Source organism: Streptomyces sp. NPDC037271, assembly GCF_055603605.1.
Genome location: NZ_JBVJVN010000013.1, coordinates 149,388 through 167,199, shown reverse-complemented (window position 1 = coordinate 167,199; position 17,812 = coordinate 149,388). Strand labels below are relative to the sequence as shown.

General features: G+C 72.1%; 13 protein-coding genes. All 13 read left to right on the top strand.

Annotation, left to right across the window (positions count from 1 at the left end):
• Window positions 1–93: 93 nt before the first annotated feature.
• Window positions 94–1,611, top strand: coding sequence for a sugar ABC transporter ATP-binding protein (locus ACZ7G3_RS22625; protein WP_470927885.1), 1,518 nt, complete (start codon window positions 94–96; stop codon window positions 1,609–1,611).
• Window positions 1,608–2,627 (top strand): ABC transporter permease, encoded by a 1,020-nt coding sequence (locus tag ACZ7G3_RS22620; RefSeq protein WP_426597423.1) that lies wholly within the window; start codon window positions 1,608–1,610, stop codon window positions 2,625–2,627. Before ACZ7G3_RS22625 ends, ACZ7G3_RS22620 begins: the two co-directional genes overlap by 4 nt.
• 17 nt (window positions 2,628–2,644) lie before the next feature.
• On the top strand, window positions 2,645–3,691 hold the full coding sequence (locus ACZ7G3_RS22615; protein WP_470927883.1) for a substrate-binding domain-containing protein: 1,047 nt from the start codon (window positions 2,645–2,647) through the stop codon (window positions 3,689–3,691).
• A gap of 85 nt (window positions 3,692–3,776) precedes the next feature.
• Complete coding sequence (locus tag ACZ7G3_RS22610) at window positions 3,777–5,054, top strand: Gfo/Idh/MocA family protein (RefSeq protein ID WP_426597421.1); 1,278 nt, start codon at window positions 3,777–3,779, stop codon at window positions 5,052–5,054.
• A gap of 16 nt (window positions 5,055–5,070) precedes the next feature.
• A complete protein-coding gene (locus ACZ7G3_RS22605) occupies window positions 5,071–6,069 on the top strand; it encodes a sugar phosphate isomerase/epimerase family protein (protein ID WP_426597420.1) in 999 nt (332 codons plus the stop codon).
• Between the two features lie 264 nt (window positions 6,070–6,333).
• On the top strand, window positions 6,334–10,047 hold the full coding sequence (locus ACZ7G3_RS22600; protein WP_470927881.1) for a ThuA domain-containing protein: 3,714 nt from the start codon (window positions 6,334–6,336) through the stop codon (window positions 10,045–10,047).
• Between the two features lie 131 nt (window positions 10,048–10,178).
• Window positions 10,179–11,387, top strand: a complete 1,209-nt coding sequence (locus tag ACZ7G3_RS22595; protein ID WP_470927879.1) for an inositol-3-phosphate synthase — start codon at window positions 10,179–10,181, stop codon at window positions 11,385–11,387.
• Window positions 11,384–12,505, top strand: coding sequence for an SCO3242 family prenyltransferase (locus ACZ7G3_RS22590; RefSeq protein ID WP_470927877.1), 1,122 nt, complete (start codon window positions 11,384–11,386; stop codon window positions 12,503–12,505). Before ACZ7G3_RS22595 ends, ACZ7G3_RS22590 begins: the two co-directional genes overlap by 4 nt.
• Complete coding sequence (locus ACZ7G3_RS22585; protein WP_470927875.1) at window positions 12,502–13,416, top strand: sugar phosphate isomerase/epimerase family protein; 915 nt, start codon at window positions 12,502–12,504, stop codon at window positions 13,414–13,416. Before ACZ7G3_RS22590 ends, ACZ7G3_RS22585 begins: the two co-directional genes overlap by 4 nt.
• Window positions 13,417–13,430: 14 nt before the next feature.
• Window positions 13,431–14,201 (top strand): EboA domain-containing protein, encoded by a 771-nt coding sequence (locus ACZ7G3_RS22580; protein ID WP_470927873.1) that lies wholly within the window; start codon window positions 13,431–13,433, stop codon window positions 14,199–14,201.
• A complete protein-coding gene (locus ACZ7G3_RS22575) occupies window positions 14,201–15,049 on the top strand; it encodes a TatD family hydrolase (protein ID WP_470927871.1) in 849 nt (282 codons plus the stop codon). The genes ACZ7G3_RS22580 and ACZ7G3_RS22575 overlap by 1 nt, the downstream gene beginning before the upstream one ends.
• A 3-nt stretch (window positions 15,050–15,052) precedes the next feature.
• Window positions 15,053–16,279, top strand: coding sequence for a metabolite traffic protein EboE (gene eboE / locus ACZ7G3_RS22570; RefSeq protein ID WP_470927869.1), 1,227 nt, complete (start codon window positions 15,053–15,055; stop codon window positions 16,277–16,279).
• A 167-nt stretch (window positions 16,280–16,446) separates the two neighbouring features.
• A complete protein-coding gene (locus tag ACZ7G3_RS22565) occupies window positions 16,447–17,799 on the top strand; it encodes a nucleotide pyrophosphatase/phosphodiesterase family protein (protein WP_470927950.1) in 1,353 nt (450 codons plus the stop codon).
• Window positions 17,800–17,812: the final 13 nt, after the last annotated feature.

The window sequence follows — 17,812 nt, the reverse complement described above, 5'->3', positions numbered from 1 at the left end:
CTTGCCCCGTCCTGCCAAGTCAAGCCCTGTCCTGCCCTGCCCAGCTCTGCTCTGCCCTGACACCGGCCCGCACGCCCGCCGAGGGGACCTCACATGGCACCAGAACCACCGCTGCTCAGCATGTCCGGCATCACCAAGTCGTTCCCCGGAGTCCGGGCCCTGGACGGCGTCGACCTCGACGTCCAGGCCGGCGAGGTGCACTGCCTGCTCGGCCAGAACGGCGCCGGGAAGTCCACCCTCATCAAGGTGCTCGCCGGTGCCCACCAGCCCGACACCGGCACCATCCGCTGGCGCGGCGAGGACGTCACCCTGCGCTCGCCCATCGCGGCCATGCGGCTCGGCATCGCCACCATCTACCAGGAACTCGACCTGGTGGAACACCTGTCGGTCGCCGAGAACGTCCACCTCGGTCACGAGCCGACCACCGCCGGCTTCGTCGTACGGGGAAGGGCGGCCAAGGCGTCTACGGCCGAGCTCCTCAAGCGCCTCGGCCACCCGGAGGTCGATCCCGGGCGGCTGGTCGGCGAGCTCTCCGCGGCACAGCAGCAGATCGTCTCGATGGCGCGCGCTCTCTCGCACGACGTACGGCTGATCGTGATGGACGAGCCGTCCGCCGCGCTCGACCCGGACGAGGTCGACAACCTCTTCCGCATCGTCGCCGACCTCACCGCCGACGGTGTCGCCGTCGTCTACATCTCGCACCGCCTGGAGGAGATCCGCCGCATCGGCGACCGGGTCACCGTCCTCAAGGACGGCCGGGCCGTCGCCGGCGGGCTGCCCGCCGAGTCGACGCCGACCAGTGAAGTGGTGGCGCTGATGACCGGCCGCAACGTCGCGTACGTCTTCCCGGAGCGGCCCACCGCCCCGCCTCCCGCCGAGCCGGTGCTGAGCGTGCGGGGACTGTCCCGGGAGGGTGAGTTCGCCCCCCTCGACCTGGAGGTCCGCCCCGGGGAGATCGTCGGTCTCGCGGGTCTCGTCGGCTCCGGCCGCTCCGAGATCCTGGAGACGGTCTACGGGGCGCGCAGGGCGAGTACGGGTCAGGTACTCGTCGACGGCCGTCCGCTGCGTCCCGGCAGCGTGCGCGCCGCGGTGCGCGCCGGCCTCGGGCTCGCCCCCGAGGAACGCAAGGCGCAGGCCCTGCTGATGCTGGAGTCCGTCACCCGCAACGTGTCGGTCTCCGCCATGTCCCGCTTCTCACGCGGCGGCTGGCTCGACCGCGGCGCCGAACTGGACGCGGCCCGCGCGGCGACCCGCGAGCTGTCCCTGCGGCCCGACAACCCCTCCGTGCCCGTACGCACGCTGTCCGGCGGCAACCAGCAGAAGGCGGTCCTGGCCCGCTGGCTGCTGCGCGGCTGCAAGGTCCTGCTGCTCGACGAACCCACCCGCGGCGTCGACGTCGGCGCCCGCGCCGAGCTCTACGCGGTCATCCGCCGCCTCGCCGACGACGGCCTCGCTGTGCTGCTGGTCTCCAGCGAGGTGCCCGAGGTACTGGGCCTCGCCGACCGCGTGCTGGTGCTGCGCGAGGGCCGTGTCGTGCACGAGGCCCCCGCCCGCGAACTCGACGAACACCGCGTACTCGACCTCGTGATGGAAGGAAGCCCGGCGTCATGACGCAGCACGTGTCCCCGCCACGGGGCGGCACCGGCAAGGCGGCACCGGTGGACGGTCCGCCCGCCTGGCGGGTCCAGTTGGGCCGCGCCGACATCCGCACCCTCACCCTGCTCGGCGTGCTCGCCGTACTGGTCCTCATCGGCGGCATCACCCAGCCCGACGCGTTCCTCGACACCCGCAACCTCCAGCTGGTGCTCACCCAGGCGTCCGTGATCGGCGTCGTCACCGTCGGCATGACCTTCGTCATCGTCTCCGGCGGCATCGACCTGTCCGTCGGCGCGATCGTCGCCCTGGCCTCGGTGTGGGCGACCACGGTCGCCACCCAGGAGTACGGGTTCGCCGGCATCCTCTTCACGGCGGTCGTGGTCGGCGTGGGCTGCGGACTGGTGAACGGGGTACTCATCGCGTTCGGCCAGATGGTGCCGTTCATCGCCACCCTCGCCATGCTGGCCTCGGCGCGCGGCCTCGCGCTGCAGATCACCGACGGCCGGACCCAGGTCGTCACGGTCCCCAGCGTCCTGGACCTCGGCGAGCGCGACGCGTACGTCCTCGGCATCCCGCCCCTGGTGCTGGTGTTCGCGGCCGTCACCGTCATCGGCTGGCTGGTGCTCAACCGGACCACCTTCGGACGCCGCACGGTCGCCGTCGGCGGCAACGCGGAGGCCGCCCGGCTCGCCGGCATCGACGTCCGCCGCCAGCGGCTCTACCTCTACCTGCTGTCCGGGCTGTGCTGCGGCATCGCCGCCTTCCTGCTGATCGTCCTGGCCGGCTCCGGTCAGAACACCAACGGCAACCTCTACGAACTCGACGCCATCGCCGCCGCGATCATCGGCGGAACGCTCCTGACCGGCGGGCGCGGCCACATCCTCGGCTCCGTGCTCGGCGTCCTGATCTTCACCACCATCACCAACATCTTCGCCCTGAACAACCTGCAGAGCGACGTCCAGCAGATCGCCAAGGGCGCGATCATCGTCGCCGCCGTGCTGGTCCAGCGCCGTACCGCAAGCACGCACTGAGGAAAGGGTTCACCGTCATGACGAAGCTCACGAGTCGCAGAGGACTGCTCTTCGGAGCCGCCGCCGTGTCCGCCGGTGCCGTCCTCACCGGGTGCACCAGCAACGACCCCGACGACGGCGACGACAAGGCGTCCGCGAACGACCAGCCGGCCGCCGACGACAAGCCGGGCAAGCAGGTCACCATCGGCTACGCCGGCCCGCAGGCCGACCACGGCTGGCTCAACGCCGTCAACGACAACGCCCAGAAGCGCGCCGAGAAGTACTCGGACGTCACCCTGGAGGTCACCGAGGGCTCCAACGACACCGCCCAGCAGATCGGCCAGATCGAGACCCTCATCAACAAGAAGGTCGACGTCCTGGTGGTGCTGCCCGCCGACGGCAAGGCACTCACCCAGGTCGGGCTGCAGGCCATGCGCGCCGGCATCCCGGTCGTGAACCTCGACCGCATCTTCAACAGCCCCCAGGCCTACCGCTGCTGGGTCGGCGGCGACAACTACGGCATGGGCCTCAACGCCGCCCACTACATCGGCGAGAAGCTCAAGGACACCCCGGACGCCAAGGTCATCGAGCTGGCCGGCCTGGACAACCTGGAACTGACCAAGCAGCGCACCCAGGGCTTCGACGACGGCCTGAAGAACTACCCGAACATCAAGAAGGTGGCCCGTCAGGCCGCCGAGTTCACGGTCGAGTCCGGCCAGGCCAAGATGGCCCAGCTGCTCCAGGCCCAGTCGGACTTCGACGCGATGTGGAACCACGACGACGACCAGGGCGTGGGCGCGCTGCGCGCCATCGAGCAGGCCGGCCGCGACGACTTCCTCATGGTCGGCGGCGCGGGCGCGCTCTCCGCCTTCCAGGCCATCAAGGCGGACAGCGGTGTCCTGAAGGCGACCGTGCTCTACCCGCCGACCATGGCCGCCTCCGCGATCGACCTTGCCCGGGCCCTCGGCCAGGGCAAGGGAATCAGCGGCCTCGCCGAGTTCGAGATCCCCTCGACCGTCACCTGCTACTCGGCCGTCGTCGACAAGGAGAACGTGGACCAGTACATGCCCACCGGCTTCAAGTGAGGGCGCCCGCCCGGGACCGGCCTGACCAGCCGGCCGGGGCGGGGCCCACCCCCCACCGCGCCACCACGACGAGGAGGACATCCGCATGGGACAGCCGCAGCAGCCCGAGGGGGCCGGGGCGGAGCCATCAGCCACCGGCACCGGCACCGACAGCGGGACCGGGACCAGGGCGACGGGGGCGTCGGCGACCAGACCGCCGCTGCGTGTCGGCATGGTCGGCTACGCCTTCATGGGTGCCGCACACTCCCAGGGCTGGCGCACCGCCGGCCGGGTCTTCGACCTGCCGCTGAACCCGGTACTGGCCGCGATCTGCGGCCGGGACGCCGACGCCGTCCGCACGGCGGCCGACCGGCACGGCTGGGCGAGCACCGAGACCGACTGGCGGTCCCTGGTGGAACGGGACGACATCGACCTCGTCGACATCTGCACGCCGGGCGACAGCCACGCCGAGATCGCGCTGGCCGCGCTCGCCGCCGGCAAGCACGTCCTGTGCGAGAAGCCGCTGGCCAACACGGTCGCGGAGGCGGAGGCGATGACCCGGGCCGCCGACGAGGCGCACGCCCGGGGCCAGTTGGCGATGGTCGGGTTCAACTACCGCCGGGTGCCGGCCACCGCGCTGGCCCGGCGGATGGTGGCCGAGGGCCGCATCGGCAGGCTGCGGCACGTGCGGGTGACGTACCTCCAGGACTGGCTGGTGGACCCGAAGGCGCCGCTGACCTGGCGGCTGCGCAAGGAGCTGGCCGGCTCGGGAGCCCTCGGCGACCTGGGCGCCCACATCGTCGACCTCGCGCAGTACCTGACCGGGGAGAGCATCGCGGGCGTCTCCGCCCTCACCGAGACCTTCGTACGGGAACGCCCGCTGCCCGAAGGCGCCCCGCGGGGCCTGTCGGCGGGATCGGCGGACGGTGCCACCGGACAGGTCACCGTGGACGACGCCGCCGTCTTCACCGGCCGCCTCACCTCCGGAGCCCTGGTCTCCTTCGAGGCCACCCGGTACGCCACCGGCCGCAAGAACGCCCTGCGCATCGAACTCAACGGCGAGCGCGGTTCGCTCGCCTTCGACCTGGAGCGGCTCAACGAGCTGGAGTACCACGACGGTACGGAGCCGGGGGAGCACGCCGGTTTCCGCCGCATCCTCGTCACCGAGCCCGAGCACCCCTACCTCGACGCCTGGTGGCCGCCGGGCCACGGACTCGGCTACGAGCACACCTTCGTCCACCAGGTGCGCGACCTCGTCCACGCCGTGGCCGAGGGCCGCCGTCCCGAACCCTCCTTCGCCGACGGGCTGCGGGTGCAGCGCGTGCTCGCGGCCGTGGAGGAGAGCGCCGAGAAGAACTCCGTCTACACCCCGATCGCCCCCTGAGGAGGCTGGCAGCGACATGCCGCGCAACTTCACTCTCTTCACCGGTCAGTGGGCGGACCTGCCCTTGGAGGAGGTCTGCCGCCTGGCCCGCGACTTCGGCTACGACGGCCTGGAACTCGCCTGCTGGGGCGACCACTTCGAGGTCGACAAGGCCCTCGCGGATCCGTCCTACGTGGACTCCCGCCACGAGCTGCTCGACAAGTACGGCCTCAAGTGCTGGGCCGTCTCCAACCACCTGGTCGGGCAGGCCGTCTGCGACGCCATCATCGACGAACGCCACCAGGCCATCCTGCCCGCACGCATCTGGGGCGACGGCGACGCGGAGGGCGTCCGGCAGCGGGCCGCCGCCGAGATCAAGGACACCGCGCGTGCCGCCGCCCGGCTCGGCGTCGACACCGTCATCGGTTTCACCGGGTCGGCGATCTGGCACCTGGTCGCCATGTTCCCGCCCGCCCCCGAGTCGATGATCGAGCGGGGCTACCAGGACTTCGCCGACCGCTGGAACCCGATCCTCGACGTCTTCGACGCCGAGGGCGTGCGGTTCGCGCACGAGGTCCATCCCAGTGAGATCGCCTACGACTACTGGACCACCCAGCGCGCCCTGGAGGCGGTCGGCCACCGGCCCGCCTTCGGTCTCAACTTCGACCCCTCGCACTTCGTGTGGCAGGACCTCGACCCGGTCGGCTTCCTGTGGGACTTCCGGGACCGGATCTACCACGTCGACTGCAAGGAGGCCCGCAAGCGCCTCGACGGCCGCAACGGGCGGCTCGGCTCCCACCTGCCCTGGGGTGACCCGCGCCGCGGCTGGGACTTCGTGTCGGCCGGCCACGGCGACGTCCCCTGGGAGGACGTCTTCCGCATGCTGCGCTCCATCGACTACCGGGGTCCGGTCTCCGTCGAGTGGGAGGACGCCGGCATGGACCGCCTCCAGGGCGCCCCCGAAGCCCTCACCCGCCTCAAGGCGTTCGACTTCGAGCCGCCCAGCGCCTCCTTCGACGCCGCGTTCAACAGCTGAGGAGCGCACCCGGAACCGCACGTCGGGACGGGGGCCGGAAATCCGCCGGTCCCCGGTTCGACCTGCCCGAATCCTGCTTTGTCCTGTATTGGGGAAAAGTTCAACCGGTTCTGATCCAAGGGGTGTTCGCCCCGGAAGAACGCGGTTACCGTCCCTGATGTGTTCAGGACACCCATACCTCCGGGGTGACGGCGCACCCCGGCGTCCCGCACCGCACGTTCTCGCACCCACCCGTACGGCCCACCCCGTTCCCGGAGGGATTTCGTGCACAGAAGCAGACTCAAAAGCACCAGAACCACGAGGCGTCCCAGGCTTCGCACCACCCTCGCCCTGTTCACCGGCCTGATGCTGGCGGTGGGCACCCCGGCGACCGTCGCCGGCGCCGCCCCCGCAGAGGCCGAACCGGCAGCCGCCGAGGGGCAGTTCCAGCAGGTACCGCTCGCCAAGGGCGAGCCCGAGACGGGCGAGCCGATGTCGCTCGCCGTGCTCCCCGACCGCAGCGTCCTGCACACCGCTCGCGACGGCACGCTGCGCCTGACCGACCAGGGCGGCGTCACCAAGGTCGCCGGCAAGCTCGACGTCTACAGCCACGACGAGGAGGGCCTGCAGGGCGTCGGCATCGACCCGGACTTCGAGAACAACCGGGCGATCTACCTCTACTACGCCCCGCCGCTCGACACCCCCGCGGGCGACGCCCCCGAGACCGGCACCGCCGAGGACTTCAAGAAGTTCGACGGCGTCAACCGCCTCTCCCGCTTCGTCCTCAACCCCAACGGCACGCTCGACCTGGCCAGCGAGAAGAAGGTCCTGGACGTCGCGGCCTCCCGCGGCACCTGCTGCCACGTCGGCGGCGACATCGACTTCGACGCCGAGGGCAACCTCTACCTGTCCACCGGCGACGACACCAACCCGTTCGCCTCCGACGGCTACACGCCGATCGACGAGCGGGCCGACCGCAACCCGGCCTTCGACGCCCGCCGCAGCTCCGGCAACACCAACGACCTGCGCGGCAAGATCCTGCGCATCAAGGTCGCCGAGGACGGCTCGTACACCGTCCCGGAGGGCAACCTCTTCCCGCCGGGCACCGACAAGACCCGTCCCGAGATCTACGCGATGGGCTTCCGCAACCCGTTCCGGATGAGCGTCGACGACAAGACCGGCACCATCTACGTCGGCGACTACGGCCCCGACGCCGGCTCCGCCGACCCGAACCGGGGTCCGGCGGGCCAGGTCGAGTTCGCGAAGGTCACCGAGCCCGCCAACTTCGGCTGGCCGTTCTGCACCGGTGACAACGACGCGTACGTCGACTACGACTTCGCCACCAAGACCTCCGGTGAGAAGTTCGACTGCGCCGCCCCGAAGAACACCTCGCCGCACAACACGGGCCTGGTCGACCTGCCGCCCGCGCAGCCCGCCTGGATCCCGTACGACGACGGCAGCGTGCCCGAGTTCGGCACCGGATCCGAGTCCCCGATGGCCGGCCCGGTCTACCGCTACGACCCCGAGCTCGACTCCTCCGTCAAGTTCCCCGAGGAGTTCGACGGCGACTTCTTCGCGGGTGAGTTCGGCCGCCGCTGGATCAAGCGGATCGAGCAGACCGAAGACGGACCGGACGGCACGGTCGCGAAGATCAACGACTTCCCGTGGACCGGCACCCAGATCATGGACATGGAGTTCGGCCCCGACGGCGCGCTCTACGTCCTCGACTACGGCGTCTCCTGGTTCCAGGGCGACGAGAACTCCGCGCTGTACCGGATCGAGAACGCCGAGGACGGCTTCTCCCCGATCGCCGAGGTCAGCGCGAACAAGACGTCCGGGGCGGCCGGGCTGAAGGTCAAGTTCACCGCCACCGCCAAGGACGCCGACTCCCCGGACCTCACCTACAGCTGGGACTTCGGCGACGGCACCAAGGGCGAGGGGCTCACGCCCACCCACAAGTACAAGAAGATCGGTACCTACACCGCGACCTTCACCGCGAAGGACCCCGAGGGCAACACCGGCAACGCCAGCGTCCGCATCGTGGTCGGCAACACCGAGCCCAAGGTGAAGATCGAGGTACCGGGCAACGGCAGCCTGGCCGCCATGGGCGAGCCCGTTCCCTTCAAGGTGACCGTCACCGACCCCGACGAGACCGTCGACTGCTCCAGGGTCAAGGTCGCCTACAGCCTCGGCCACGACTCCCACGCCCACGAGCTGACCAGCGAGACGGGCTGTGAGGGCACCCTCAACCCGCCGCCGGGCGACGGCGGCCACGACCCCAACGCCAACATCTACGGCGTCGTCGGCGCCAGCTACACGGACGGCGGGTCGAACGGCCAGGAGGCCCTCACCGGCACCGCGCGCACCGTGATCCAGCCGCTGCACCGCCAGGCCGAGCACTTCACCACCCAGCAGGGCGTCTCGGTCATCGACAAGACCGGCGCCAACGGCGGCAAGACCGTCGGCGACATCCACGACGGCGACTGGATTTCCTTCAGCCCCTACAAGTTCGACGGGCAGAAGAAGCTGACCGTGCGGGCCTCCTCCGGCGGCTCCGGCGGTTTCGTCGAACTGCGCACCGGCTCGCCCACCGGCAAGCTGCACGGTTCGGCGTACATTCCGCCGACCGGCAGCTGGGAGACGTTCCAGAACGTCGACGTGCCGCTGCGCTCGCTGCCGAAGCGCACCACGGAGATCTACCTGGTCTTCAGGGGCGGCGACGGCGCGCTGTACGACGTGGACGACTTCGAGTTCTCCAAGGAGCCCTTCAAGAAGGGCAAGAAGGTCCTGGTCTTCTCCAAGACGGCCGGCTTCCGCCACGACTCCATCCCGGAGGGCATCGCCGCGCTGAAGGAGCTCGGCACCCCGGCCGGCATCTCGGTCACCGCGACCGAGGAGGCCCGGCAGTTCACCACGGCCAACCTCGCCAAGTACGACGCGGTCGCCTTCCTCTCCACCACCGGTGACGTCCTCAACACCGACCAGCAGAAGGCGTTCGAGAACTACGTCGCGAACGGCGGCGGCTACATGGGCATCCACGCCGCCGCCGACACCGAGTACGACTGGGAGTTCTACGGCGGTCTCGTCGGCGCCCACTTCGACTCGCACCCGGCCATCCAGAAGGCCACCGTGCGCGTCCACGACCACGACCACCCGTCCACCGCGCACCTCGGCGACACCTGGGAGCGCACCGACGAGTGGTACAACTACCGCACCAACCCGCGCGACCAGGCCAAGATCCTCGCCACCCTCGACGAGACCACCTACGACGGCGGCACCATGAAGGGCGACCACCCGATCGCCTGGTGCCAGAACTACGGCGGCGGCCGCTCCTTCTACACCGGCGGCGGTCACACCAAGGAGTCCTACGCGGACGAGGCCTTCCGCGCCCACCTGCTCGGCGGCATGCAGTACGCCACCGGCCAGGTCAAGGCGGACTGCAAGCCGAGCAAGGGCTACCGGGACATCTTCAACGGCGAGACCCTGGACGGCTGGAAGCAGGCCGGCCCCGGCAAGTTCGTCGTCAAGGACGGCACCATGGAGTCCGAGGGCGGCATGGGGCTGCTCTGGTACCAGGCCAAGGAGCTGAAGTCGTACTCCCTCAAGCTCGACTGGAAGATGCAGGGTGACGACAACTCCGGGATCTTCGTGGGCTTCCCGGCCTCCGACGACCCCTGGTCCGCGGTGAACAAGGGCTACGAGATCCAGATCGACGCCACCGACGCGCCCGACCGCACGACGGGCTCCGTCTACTCGTTCAAGTCGGCGAACATCAAGGCCCGTGACCAGGTCCTGCGCCCGCCGGGCCAGTGGAACTCCTACGAGATCAAGGTCCAGGGCGAACGCCTCCAGGTGTTCCTCAACGGAGTCAAGATCAACGACTTCACCAACAAGGACCCCGAGCGGAGCCTGACCGACGGTCACATCGGCCTCCAGAACCACGGCGCCGACGACCAGGTCTCCTTCCGCAACATCCAGCTGAAGGAACTGCCCTCCTAGGGCTACCGGAACGGCGGCGGGCGGGGGACGCCGGACCTCCGCCCGCCGTCCCGCCGGGCCCCGCACCCGGCACCCCGCTCGTCCCCCTTCCGGCGCTCGCACCCGGTTCGCGTACGACAAGGAGGCTGCCCATGTCCGCCGAACCGTCCCTGCCCTCCCCCTCCCCTTCCCCGGCTCCGCGCCTCGGCGTCTGGTTCATCGGGGCACGCGGATCCGTGGCCACGACCGCCATCGCGGGCTGCGCCGCCGTCGCCGCCGGGCTCCACCCGCCGACCGGCATGGTCACCGAGACCCCTCCCTTCACCTCGTGCGGACTGCCGGCGCTGTCGTCCTTCGTCTTCGGCGGCCACGACACCGTCGACTGCCCGCTGCCCAAACGCGCCGAACACCTCGCCGCCGGCGGCGTCCTGCCGCACGGCCTGCCGTCCGCCGTGCACGCCGAACTGGTCGCCGCCGACCGGGAGATCAGGCCCGGCGGCCCCCTGCCCGCGGACACGGACGAGGGCCCGGGCCGCACGCAGGACGAATGGATCGACGTGTTCGCGGCCGACATCCGTGACTTCGTGCGCCGCCAGGACCTCGCGGGCGCCGTCGTGGTGAACGTCGCCTCCACCGAACCCGCCCCCACCGACGGCACACTGCCGCCCAGCTCCCTCTACGCGGCGGCCGCCCTGCGCGCCGGCTGCCCCTACGTCAACTTCACCCCCTCCACGGGTCTGCACCACCCGGCGCTGGCCCCGCTCGCCGAGTCGTCCGGCCTGCCGTACGCCGGGCGCGACGGAAAGACCGGGCAGACCCTGCTGCGCTCCGTACTCGGCCCGATGTTCCCGCAGCGCGCCCTCGCCGTGCGCGCCTGGTCCGGCACCAACCTCCTGGGCGGCGGCGACGGTGCCGCCCTCGCCGATCCCGCGGCCGCCGCCGCCAAGAACGCCGGCAAGGAACGCGTCCTCGCCGACACCCTCGGGGCCGCGCCCCAGGGCGAGGTCCACATCGACGACGTGCCCGCCCTGGGCGACTGGAAGACCGCCTGGGACCACATCGCCTTCGACGGCTTCCTCGGCTCCCGCATGATCCTGCAGACCATCTGGCAGGGCTGCGACTCGGCGCTCGCCGCCCCCCTCGTCCTCGACCTGGTCCGGCTGGTCGCCCGCGCCCGGGAGAGGGGCCTGTCCGGCCCGCTGGGTGAACTGGGTTTCTACTTCAAGGACCCGGTGGGCGACGGTCCGCCGGGCCTCGCGGAACAGTACGCCGAGCTGACGCGGTTCGCGGCGGGCCTGCGGGGCACGGACCCCGGGGACCGGCCGGACGCAGGCGCCCGCGGTGCCGGGGAGCAGCGGTGAGCCGCGCGGCGGATCCGGTGCGTGACGCCCATCCGGCTGAGACACCGGCCACGTCGGCCACACCAGCCACGTCGGCCACACCAGCCACGGCAGCCACGGCAGTCACGGAGGTCACGGCGGCGTCCGGCGGCGGCCAGGACCCGGACCGGGGCGGCCCGGGCGCGGACGGACACAGTCCCGCCGCCCGCGTCGCCGCCTGGACCGAACTACTGCGCCTGCCCGCGCTGTTCACCGTCCCCGGCGACGTACTCGCCGGAGCCGCGACCACCGGTGTCCGGGCCGGTCCCCGCACGCTGCTCGCCATCGGCTCCTCCCTGTGCCTGTACCAAGCAGGCATGGCCCTCAACGACTGGGCGGACCGTGCGGAGGACGCCGCCGAACGCCCGCACCGGCCCATCCCGTCCGGTCGTGTCCACCCGGCCGCCGCCCTCACCGCGGCCTGCGGGCTGACCGCGACCGGCCTGGTCCTCGCTGCCCGCGCCGGCCGGCCCGCCGCGGCCGTGGCCGTCCCCCTGGCGGCGACCGTATGGGCATACGACCTCGTTCTGAAGCACACGCCCGCCGGACCGACGGCCATGGCCGCCGCCCGCGGCCTCGACCTGCTGCTGGGCGCCGCGGCGACCGGCGGCGACGTCCGCGTCGCCGTGCCCTCCGCCGCGTTGCTCGGCACCCACACCCTCGCGGTCACCGCGGTCTCCCGCGAGGAGACCCGGGGCGGCTCCTCCCTGGCCCCCCTGGCGGCCCTCGCCACGACCGGCCTCCTGGCCCGGCTGGTGGCCCACCGCCCCACCCGACTCCCGGCAGACCGACGGGAAGCAGCCTCCCCCGGCCTGCCGGGCCCGACCGACCGCCGCGGGGACGGGTGCGGCCCGTCCGCGGGCCGGGCCACCGCGGCGCTCGCCGCCGGCTACGCCGCCACGGCCGCCCGCCCCTACTTCCACGCCGCCCTCAACCCCTCACCCCAGCTCACCCAACGCGCCGTCGGCGGCGGTATCCGCGCCACGATCCCCCTCCAGGCCGCGCTCACCGCCCGCGCCGGCCGGCCGGCCACCGCGCTGCTGATCGCGGCGCTCGCCCCGCTGGGCCGGAAGTTCGCGAGGAAGGTGAGCATCACGTGACCCACGAGACCACCGCGTCCGTCCGCAGCCCCCTCCGTTTCGGCTACGGCACCAACGGCCTGGCCGACCTCCGTCTCGACGACGCCCTCGCCCTCCTCGCCGACCTCGGCTACGACGGCGTCGGACTGACCCTCGACCACATGCACCTCGACCCGCTCGCCCCCGACCTGGCCGCCCGTACCCGCAAGGTGGCGCACCGGCTGGACGCGCTCGGTCTGGGCGTCACGGTGGAGACGGGCGCCCGCTATGTGCTCGACCCGCGCCGCAAACACGGCCCCTCCCTCCTCGACCCGGACCCGGACGACCGCGCCCGCCGCGCCGACCTCCTCCTCCGCGCCGTCCGCGTCGCCGCCGACCTGGGCGCCCACGCCGTGCACTGCTTCAGCGGCATCACCCCGGCCGGCACGGACGAGGACACGGCGTGGAAGCGGCTGGCCGAGTCCCTCGCCCCGGTCCTGGACACCGCCGCCTCCGCGGACGTCCCCCTGGCCGTCGAACCCGAGCCGGGCCACCTCCTCGCCACCCTCGCCGACTTCCACCGGCTGCGCCGCGCCCTCGGTGACCCCGAGAACCTCGGCCTCACCCTGGACATCGGCCACTGCCAGTGCCTCGAACCGCTCCCTCCCGCCGACTGCGTGCGCGCCGCCGCTCCCTGGCTGCGCCACGTACAGGTCGAGGACATGCGCCGCGGCGTCCACGAACACCTCCCCTTCGGTGACGGCGAGATCGACTTCCCGCCCGTCCTCGAGGCCCTCGCCGCCACCGGCTACCAGGGCCTGACCGTCGTCGAACTGCCCCGCCACTCCCACGCGGGCCCCCACTTCGCCGAACGCTCCCTCCCGTTCCTCCGCCGGGCCGCGGCGGCGTCCCCCCTCACCAACCGCTCGGGCGAGCCCTCCGCCACCCACTGAAGGGAGCCACCCCCATGACGCAGCCGCACGCCGCCCACATCACCACCACCCACGACGCGGACGGCACCCCCGTCACCCACGACGCGGACGGCACCCCCGCCGGGCAGGAGCCCCAGTCCCAGGGCATCACCCCCGCCCACATCCCGCCCGCCGAACTGCGCGCCGCCCTCACCGCCGAACTCGGCGGAGCCGCCCGCGCCTGGCTGGACCAGGCCCTGGACGAGGCCGCCGCCGCCCACCCCGACGCCCACGGCCCCATCTCCGTGTGGGAGCTACGCCTCGCCGAGGCCGGCCGCCGCTGCGGTCCCGCCCACGCCGACGCCGCCCGCGTCCTCGTCCTGCACGCGGCCCGCCCCGGCATCGACGCCCTGACCCGGGTCTACTCCCAGGGCACCGCCGACGAACGCCGCGCCGTCCTGCACGCGCTGCCCCACCTGGTGCCCGGCCCCGATGCCCTCCCGCTCGTCGAGGACGCCCTGCGCACCAACGACACCCGTCTGGTCGCCGCCGCCCTGGGCCCGTACGCCGCCGGGCACCTGGACCCGCACCAGTGGCGGCACGCCGTACTGAAGTGCCTGTTCACCGGCGTCCCCGTCGACCGGGTGGCAGACCTCGACCGGCGGGCCCGCGCCGACGGGGAACTCGCCCGCATGCTCGCCGACTACGCCGCCGAACGCACCGCCGCCGGCCGCCCGGTCCCCGAAGACCTGCACCGCGTCCTGGCCCTGACCGAAGCCGCGCGTCCCTCGCGCGGCGCGGTCGGCCCCCACGGCAAGGAGTCCTGATGCGCATCTTCGACCCCCACATCCACATGACCTCCCGGACCACCGACGACTACGAGGCGATGCACGCCGCCGGTGTCCGCGCCGTCGTCGAGCCCTCCTTCTGGCTCGGCCAGCCCCGTACCTCTCCCGCCTCCTTCCGCGACTACTTCGACGCCCTGCTCGGCTGGGAGCCCTTCCGCGCCGCCCAGTACGGCATCGCCCACCACTGCACGATCGCGCTCAACCCCAAGGAGGCGAACGACCCACGGTGCCTCCCCGTCCTCGACGAACTGCCCCGCTATCTCGTCAAGGACCGGGTCGTGGCGGTCGGTGAGATCGGCTACGACTCGATGACGCCCGCCGAGGACACCGCCCTGTCCGCCCAGCTCCAGCTCGCCGCCGACCACGGTCTGCCGGCGATGGTGCACACCCCGCACCGGGACAAGCTCGCCGGCCTGCGCCGCACCCTGGACGTGGTCCGCGAATCCGCGCTGCCCACGGAGCGGGTACTGGTCGACCATCTCAACGAGACCACCGTCAAGGAGGCCAAGGACAGCGGCGCCTGGCTCGGCTTCTCCGTCTATCCGGACACCAAGATGGACGAGGCACGCATGGTCGCCCTGCTGCGCGAGTACGGCCCGGAACGGGTCCTGGTGAACTCCGCCGCCGACTGGGGCAAGAGCGACCCGCTCAAGACCCGCAAGGTCGGCGACCTGATGCTCGCCGAGGGCTTCACCGACGACGACGTGGACCTGGTCCTGTGGCGCAACCCCGTCGCCTTCTACGGACTCAGCGGACGCCTGAGCCTCGAGGTGACCTCGGCCGACGCCACGCACGAGGGCAACTCCATCCTGCGCGGCGGGGAGTGAGCCATGCGCTTCCGGCACCCCGACGGCTCCACCGTCCACCTCGCCTACTGCACCAACGTCCACCCCGCCGAGACCCTCGACGGCGTCCTCGCCCAGCTCCGCGACCACTGCGAGCCGGTCCGGCGCCGGCTCGGCCGCGACCGCCTGGGCATCGGGCTGTGGCTCGCCCGGGACGCCGCCCACGCCCTGGGCACCGATCCCTCCGCGCTGCGCGGCCTGCGCACCGAACTCGACCGGCGCGGCCTGGAGGTCGTCACCCTCAACGGCTTCCCGTACGAGGGATTCGGCGCCGAAGAGGTCAAGTACCGCGTCTACAAGCCGGACTGGGCCGACCCCGAACGCCTCGACCACACCACCTTCCTGGCCCGGCTCCTGGCCGGCCTCCTGCCCGACGACGTCATCGAGGGCACCATCTCCACCCTGCCGCTCGCCTGGCGCACCGCCTACGACGAGACACGCGCCGACAAGGCCCGGACCGCCCTGGTCACCCTCGGTGAACGCCTCGACGCCCTTCAGGACCTGACCGGCCGCTCCATCCGCATCGGCCTGGAACCGGAACCCGGCTGCATCGTGGAGACCACCCACGACGCCATCGCCCCGCTGACCGCGATCGCCCACGACCGCATCGGCATCTGCGTCGACACCTGTCACCTCGCCACCTCCTTCGAAGACCCGCACACCGCCCTGGACGCCGTCGCCGCGGCCGGTGTGCCCATCGTCAAGTCCCAGCTGTCGGCCGCCCTGCACGCCGAACAGCCCCACCTTCCCGAGGTCCGCGAGGCCCTCGCCGCCTTCGCCGAACCCCGCTTCCTGCACCAGACCCGGACCTCCGGCACCGCCGACGCCTCCCGCACCGCCGATGCCTCCGAAACCGCCGACACCACCCGCACCGCCGTCCTGCACGGCACCGACGACCTCGACGAGGCCCTGGCGGACGGCGGTTCCCTGCCCGACACCGCGCCATGGCGCGCCCATTTCCACGTCCCGCTGCACGCGGCCCCCGCCGCGCCCCTCACCTCCACGCTTCCCGTGCTCAAGGCCGCGCTGACCCGGTTGGTCGGCGGTCCGCACCCCCTCACCCGCCATCTGGAGGTCGAGACCTACACGTGGCAGGCCCTCCCGCCCGAGTTGCGGCCCCGCGCCCGAGCCCAGCTCACCGACGGCATCGCCGCGGAGCTGACCCTCGCCCGCGATCTGTTGACGGACCTCGGACTGAAGGAACTGCCATGACCCGACCGATCCCCTCCGACACACCGGTCCCCTCCGGCGGTCCGGTCCCCTCCGGCGGTCCGGCTCCCTCCGGCGGTCCGGCTCCCTCCGGCGGTCCGGCTCCCTCCGATGGGCCGGTCCCCTCCGGCGCCCCGGCTCCCTCCGGCGGCCCGACCCCCCTCCTCGTCCTGGACGTCGTAGGCCTCACCCCCCGTCTCCTCGATCACATGCCCCACCTCAAGAAGCTCGGCCAGTCCGGCTCCCGCGCCCCTCTGGGCACCGTCCTGCCCGCCGTCACCTGCGCCGCGCAGTCCACCTTCCTCACCGGCACCCACCCGTCCGAGCACGGCATCGTCGGCAACGGCTGGTACTTCCGCGAGCTCGGCGACGTCCTGCTCTGGCGCCAGCACAACGGACTCGTCGCCGGCGACAAGCTCTGGGACGCCGCCCGCCGCGCCCACCCCGGCTACACCGTGGCCAACATCTGCTGGTGGTACGCCATGGGCGCCGACACCGACATCACCGTCACCCCCCGTCCCGTCTACTACGCCGACGGCCGCAAGGAACCCGACTGCTACACGAGGCCCCCGGCCCTGCACGACGAACTCACCGGCAAGCTCGGCACCTTTCCGCTCTTCCACTTCTGGGGACCCGGAGCGGACCTGGTCTCCAGCCAGTGGATCATCGACGCCACCCGGCACATCATGGCCACGCGCCACCCGGACCTGACGCTCTGCTACCTCCCTCACCTCGACTACGACCTGCAGCGCTTCGGCCCCGACGACCCCCGCTCCCTGAAGGCCGCCGCAGACCTGGACGCGGCGCTGGCTCCGCTCCTGGACGACGCCCGCGCAGAGGGCCGCACCGTCGTCGCGCTGTCCGAGTACGGCATCACCCCCGTGAACCGGCCCGTCGACATCAACCGCGCCCTGCGCCGCGCCGGACTGCTGGAGGTGCACACCCAGGACGGCATGGAGTACCTCGACCCGATGGCTTCCCGCGCCTTCGCGGTCGCGGACCATCAGATCGCCCATGTCTACGTCCGCCGCCCCGAGGACATCGACGCCACCCGTGCCGCCCTCGACGGACTGCCCGGCATCGAGCGACTCCTCGACGACGAGGGCAAGAAGGCCCAGCACCTCGACCATCCCCGCGCCGGCGAACTCGTCGCCGTCGCGGAGCCCGACGCCTGGTTCACGTACTACTACTGGCTCGACGACGACCGCGCGCCCGACTTCGCGCAGCTCGTCGAGATCCACCGCAAACCCGGCTACGACCCGGTCGAGCTGTTCATGGACCCCCTCGATCCCTACGTCAAGGTCAAGGCGGCCACCGCCCTGGCCCGCAAGAAGCTGGGCATGCGCTACCGCATGGCGGTCGTGCCCCTGGACCCCTCACCTATTCGGGGCAGCCACGGCCGCCTCCCCGCGAGCGACGACGACGGTCCGCTCCTCATCTGCTCCACCCCCCGCGCTGTCGGAGACCGCGTCGCGGCCACCGATGTGAAACAACTCCTGCTCCGGCTCGCCGGACTCGGCTGACGCACCACCAGGC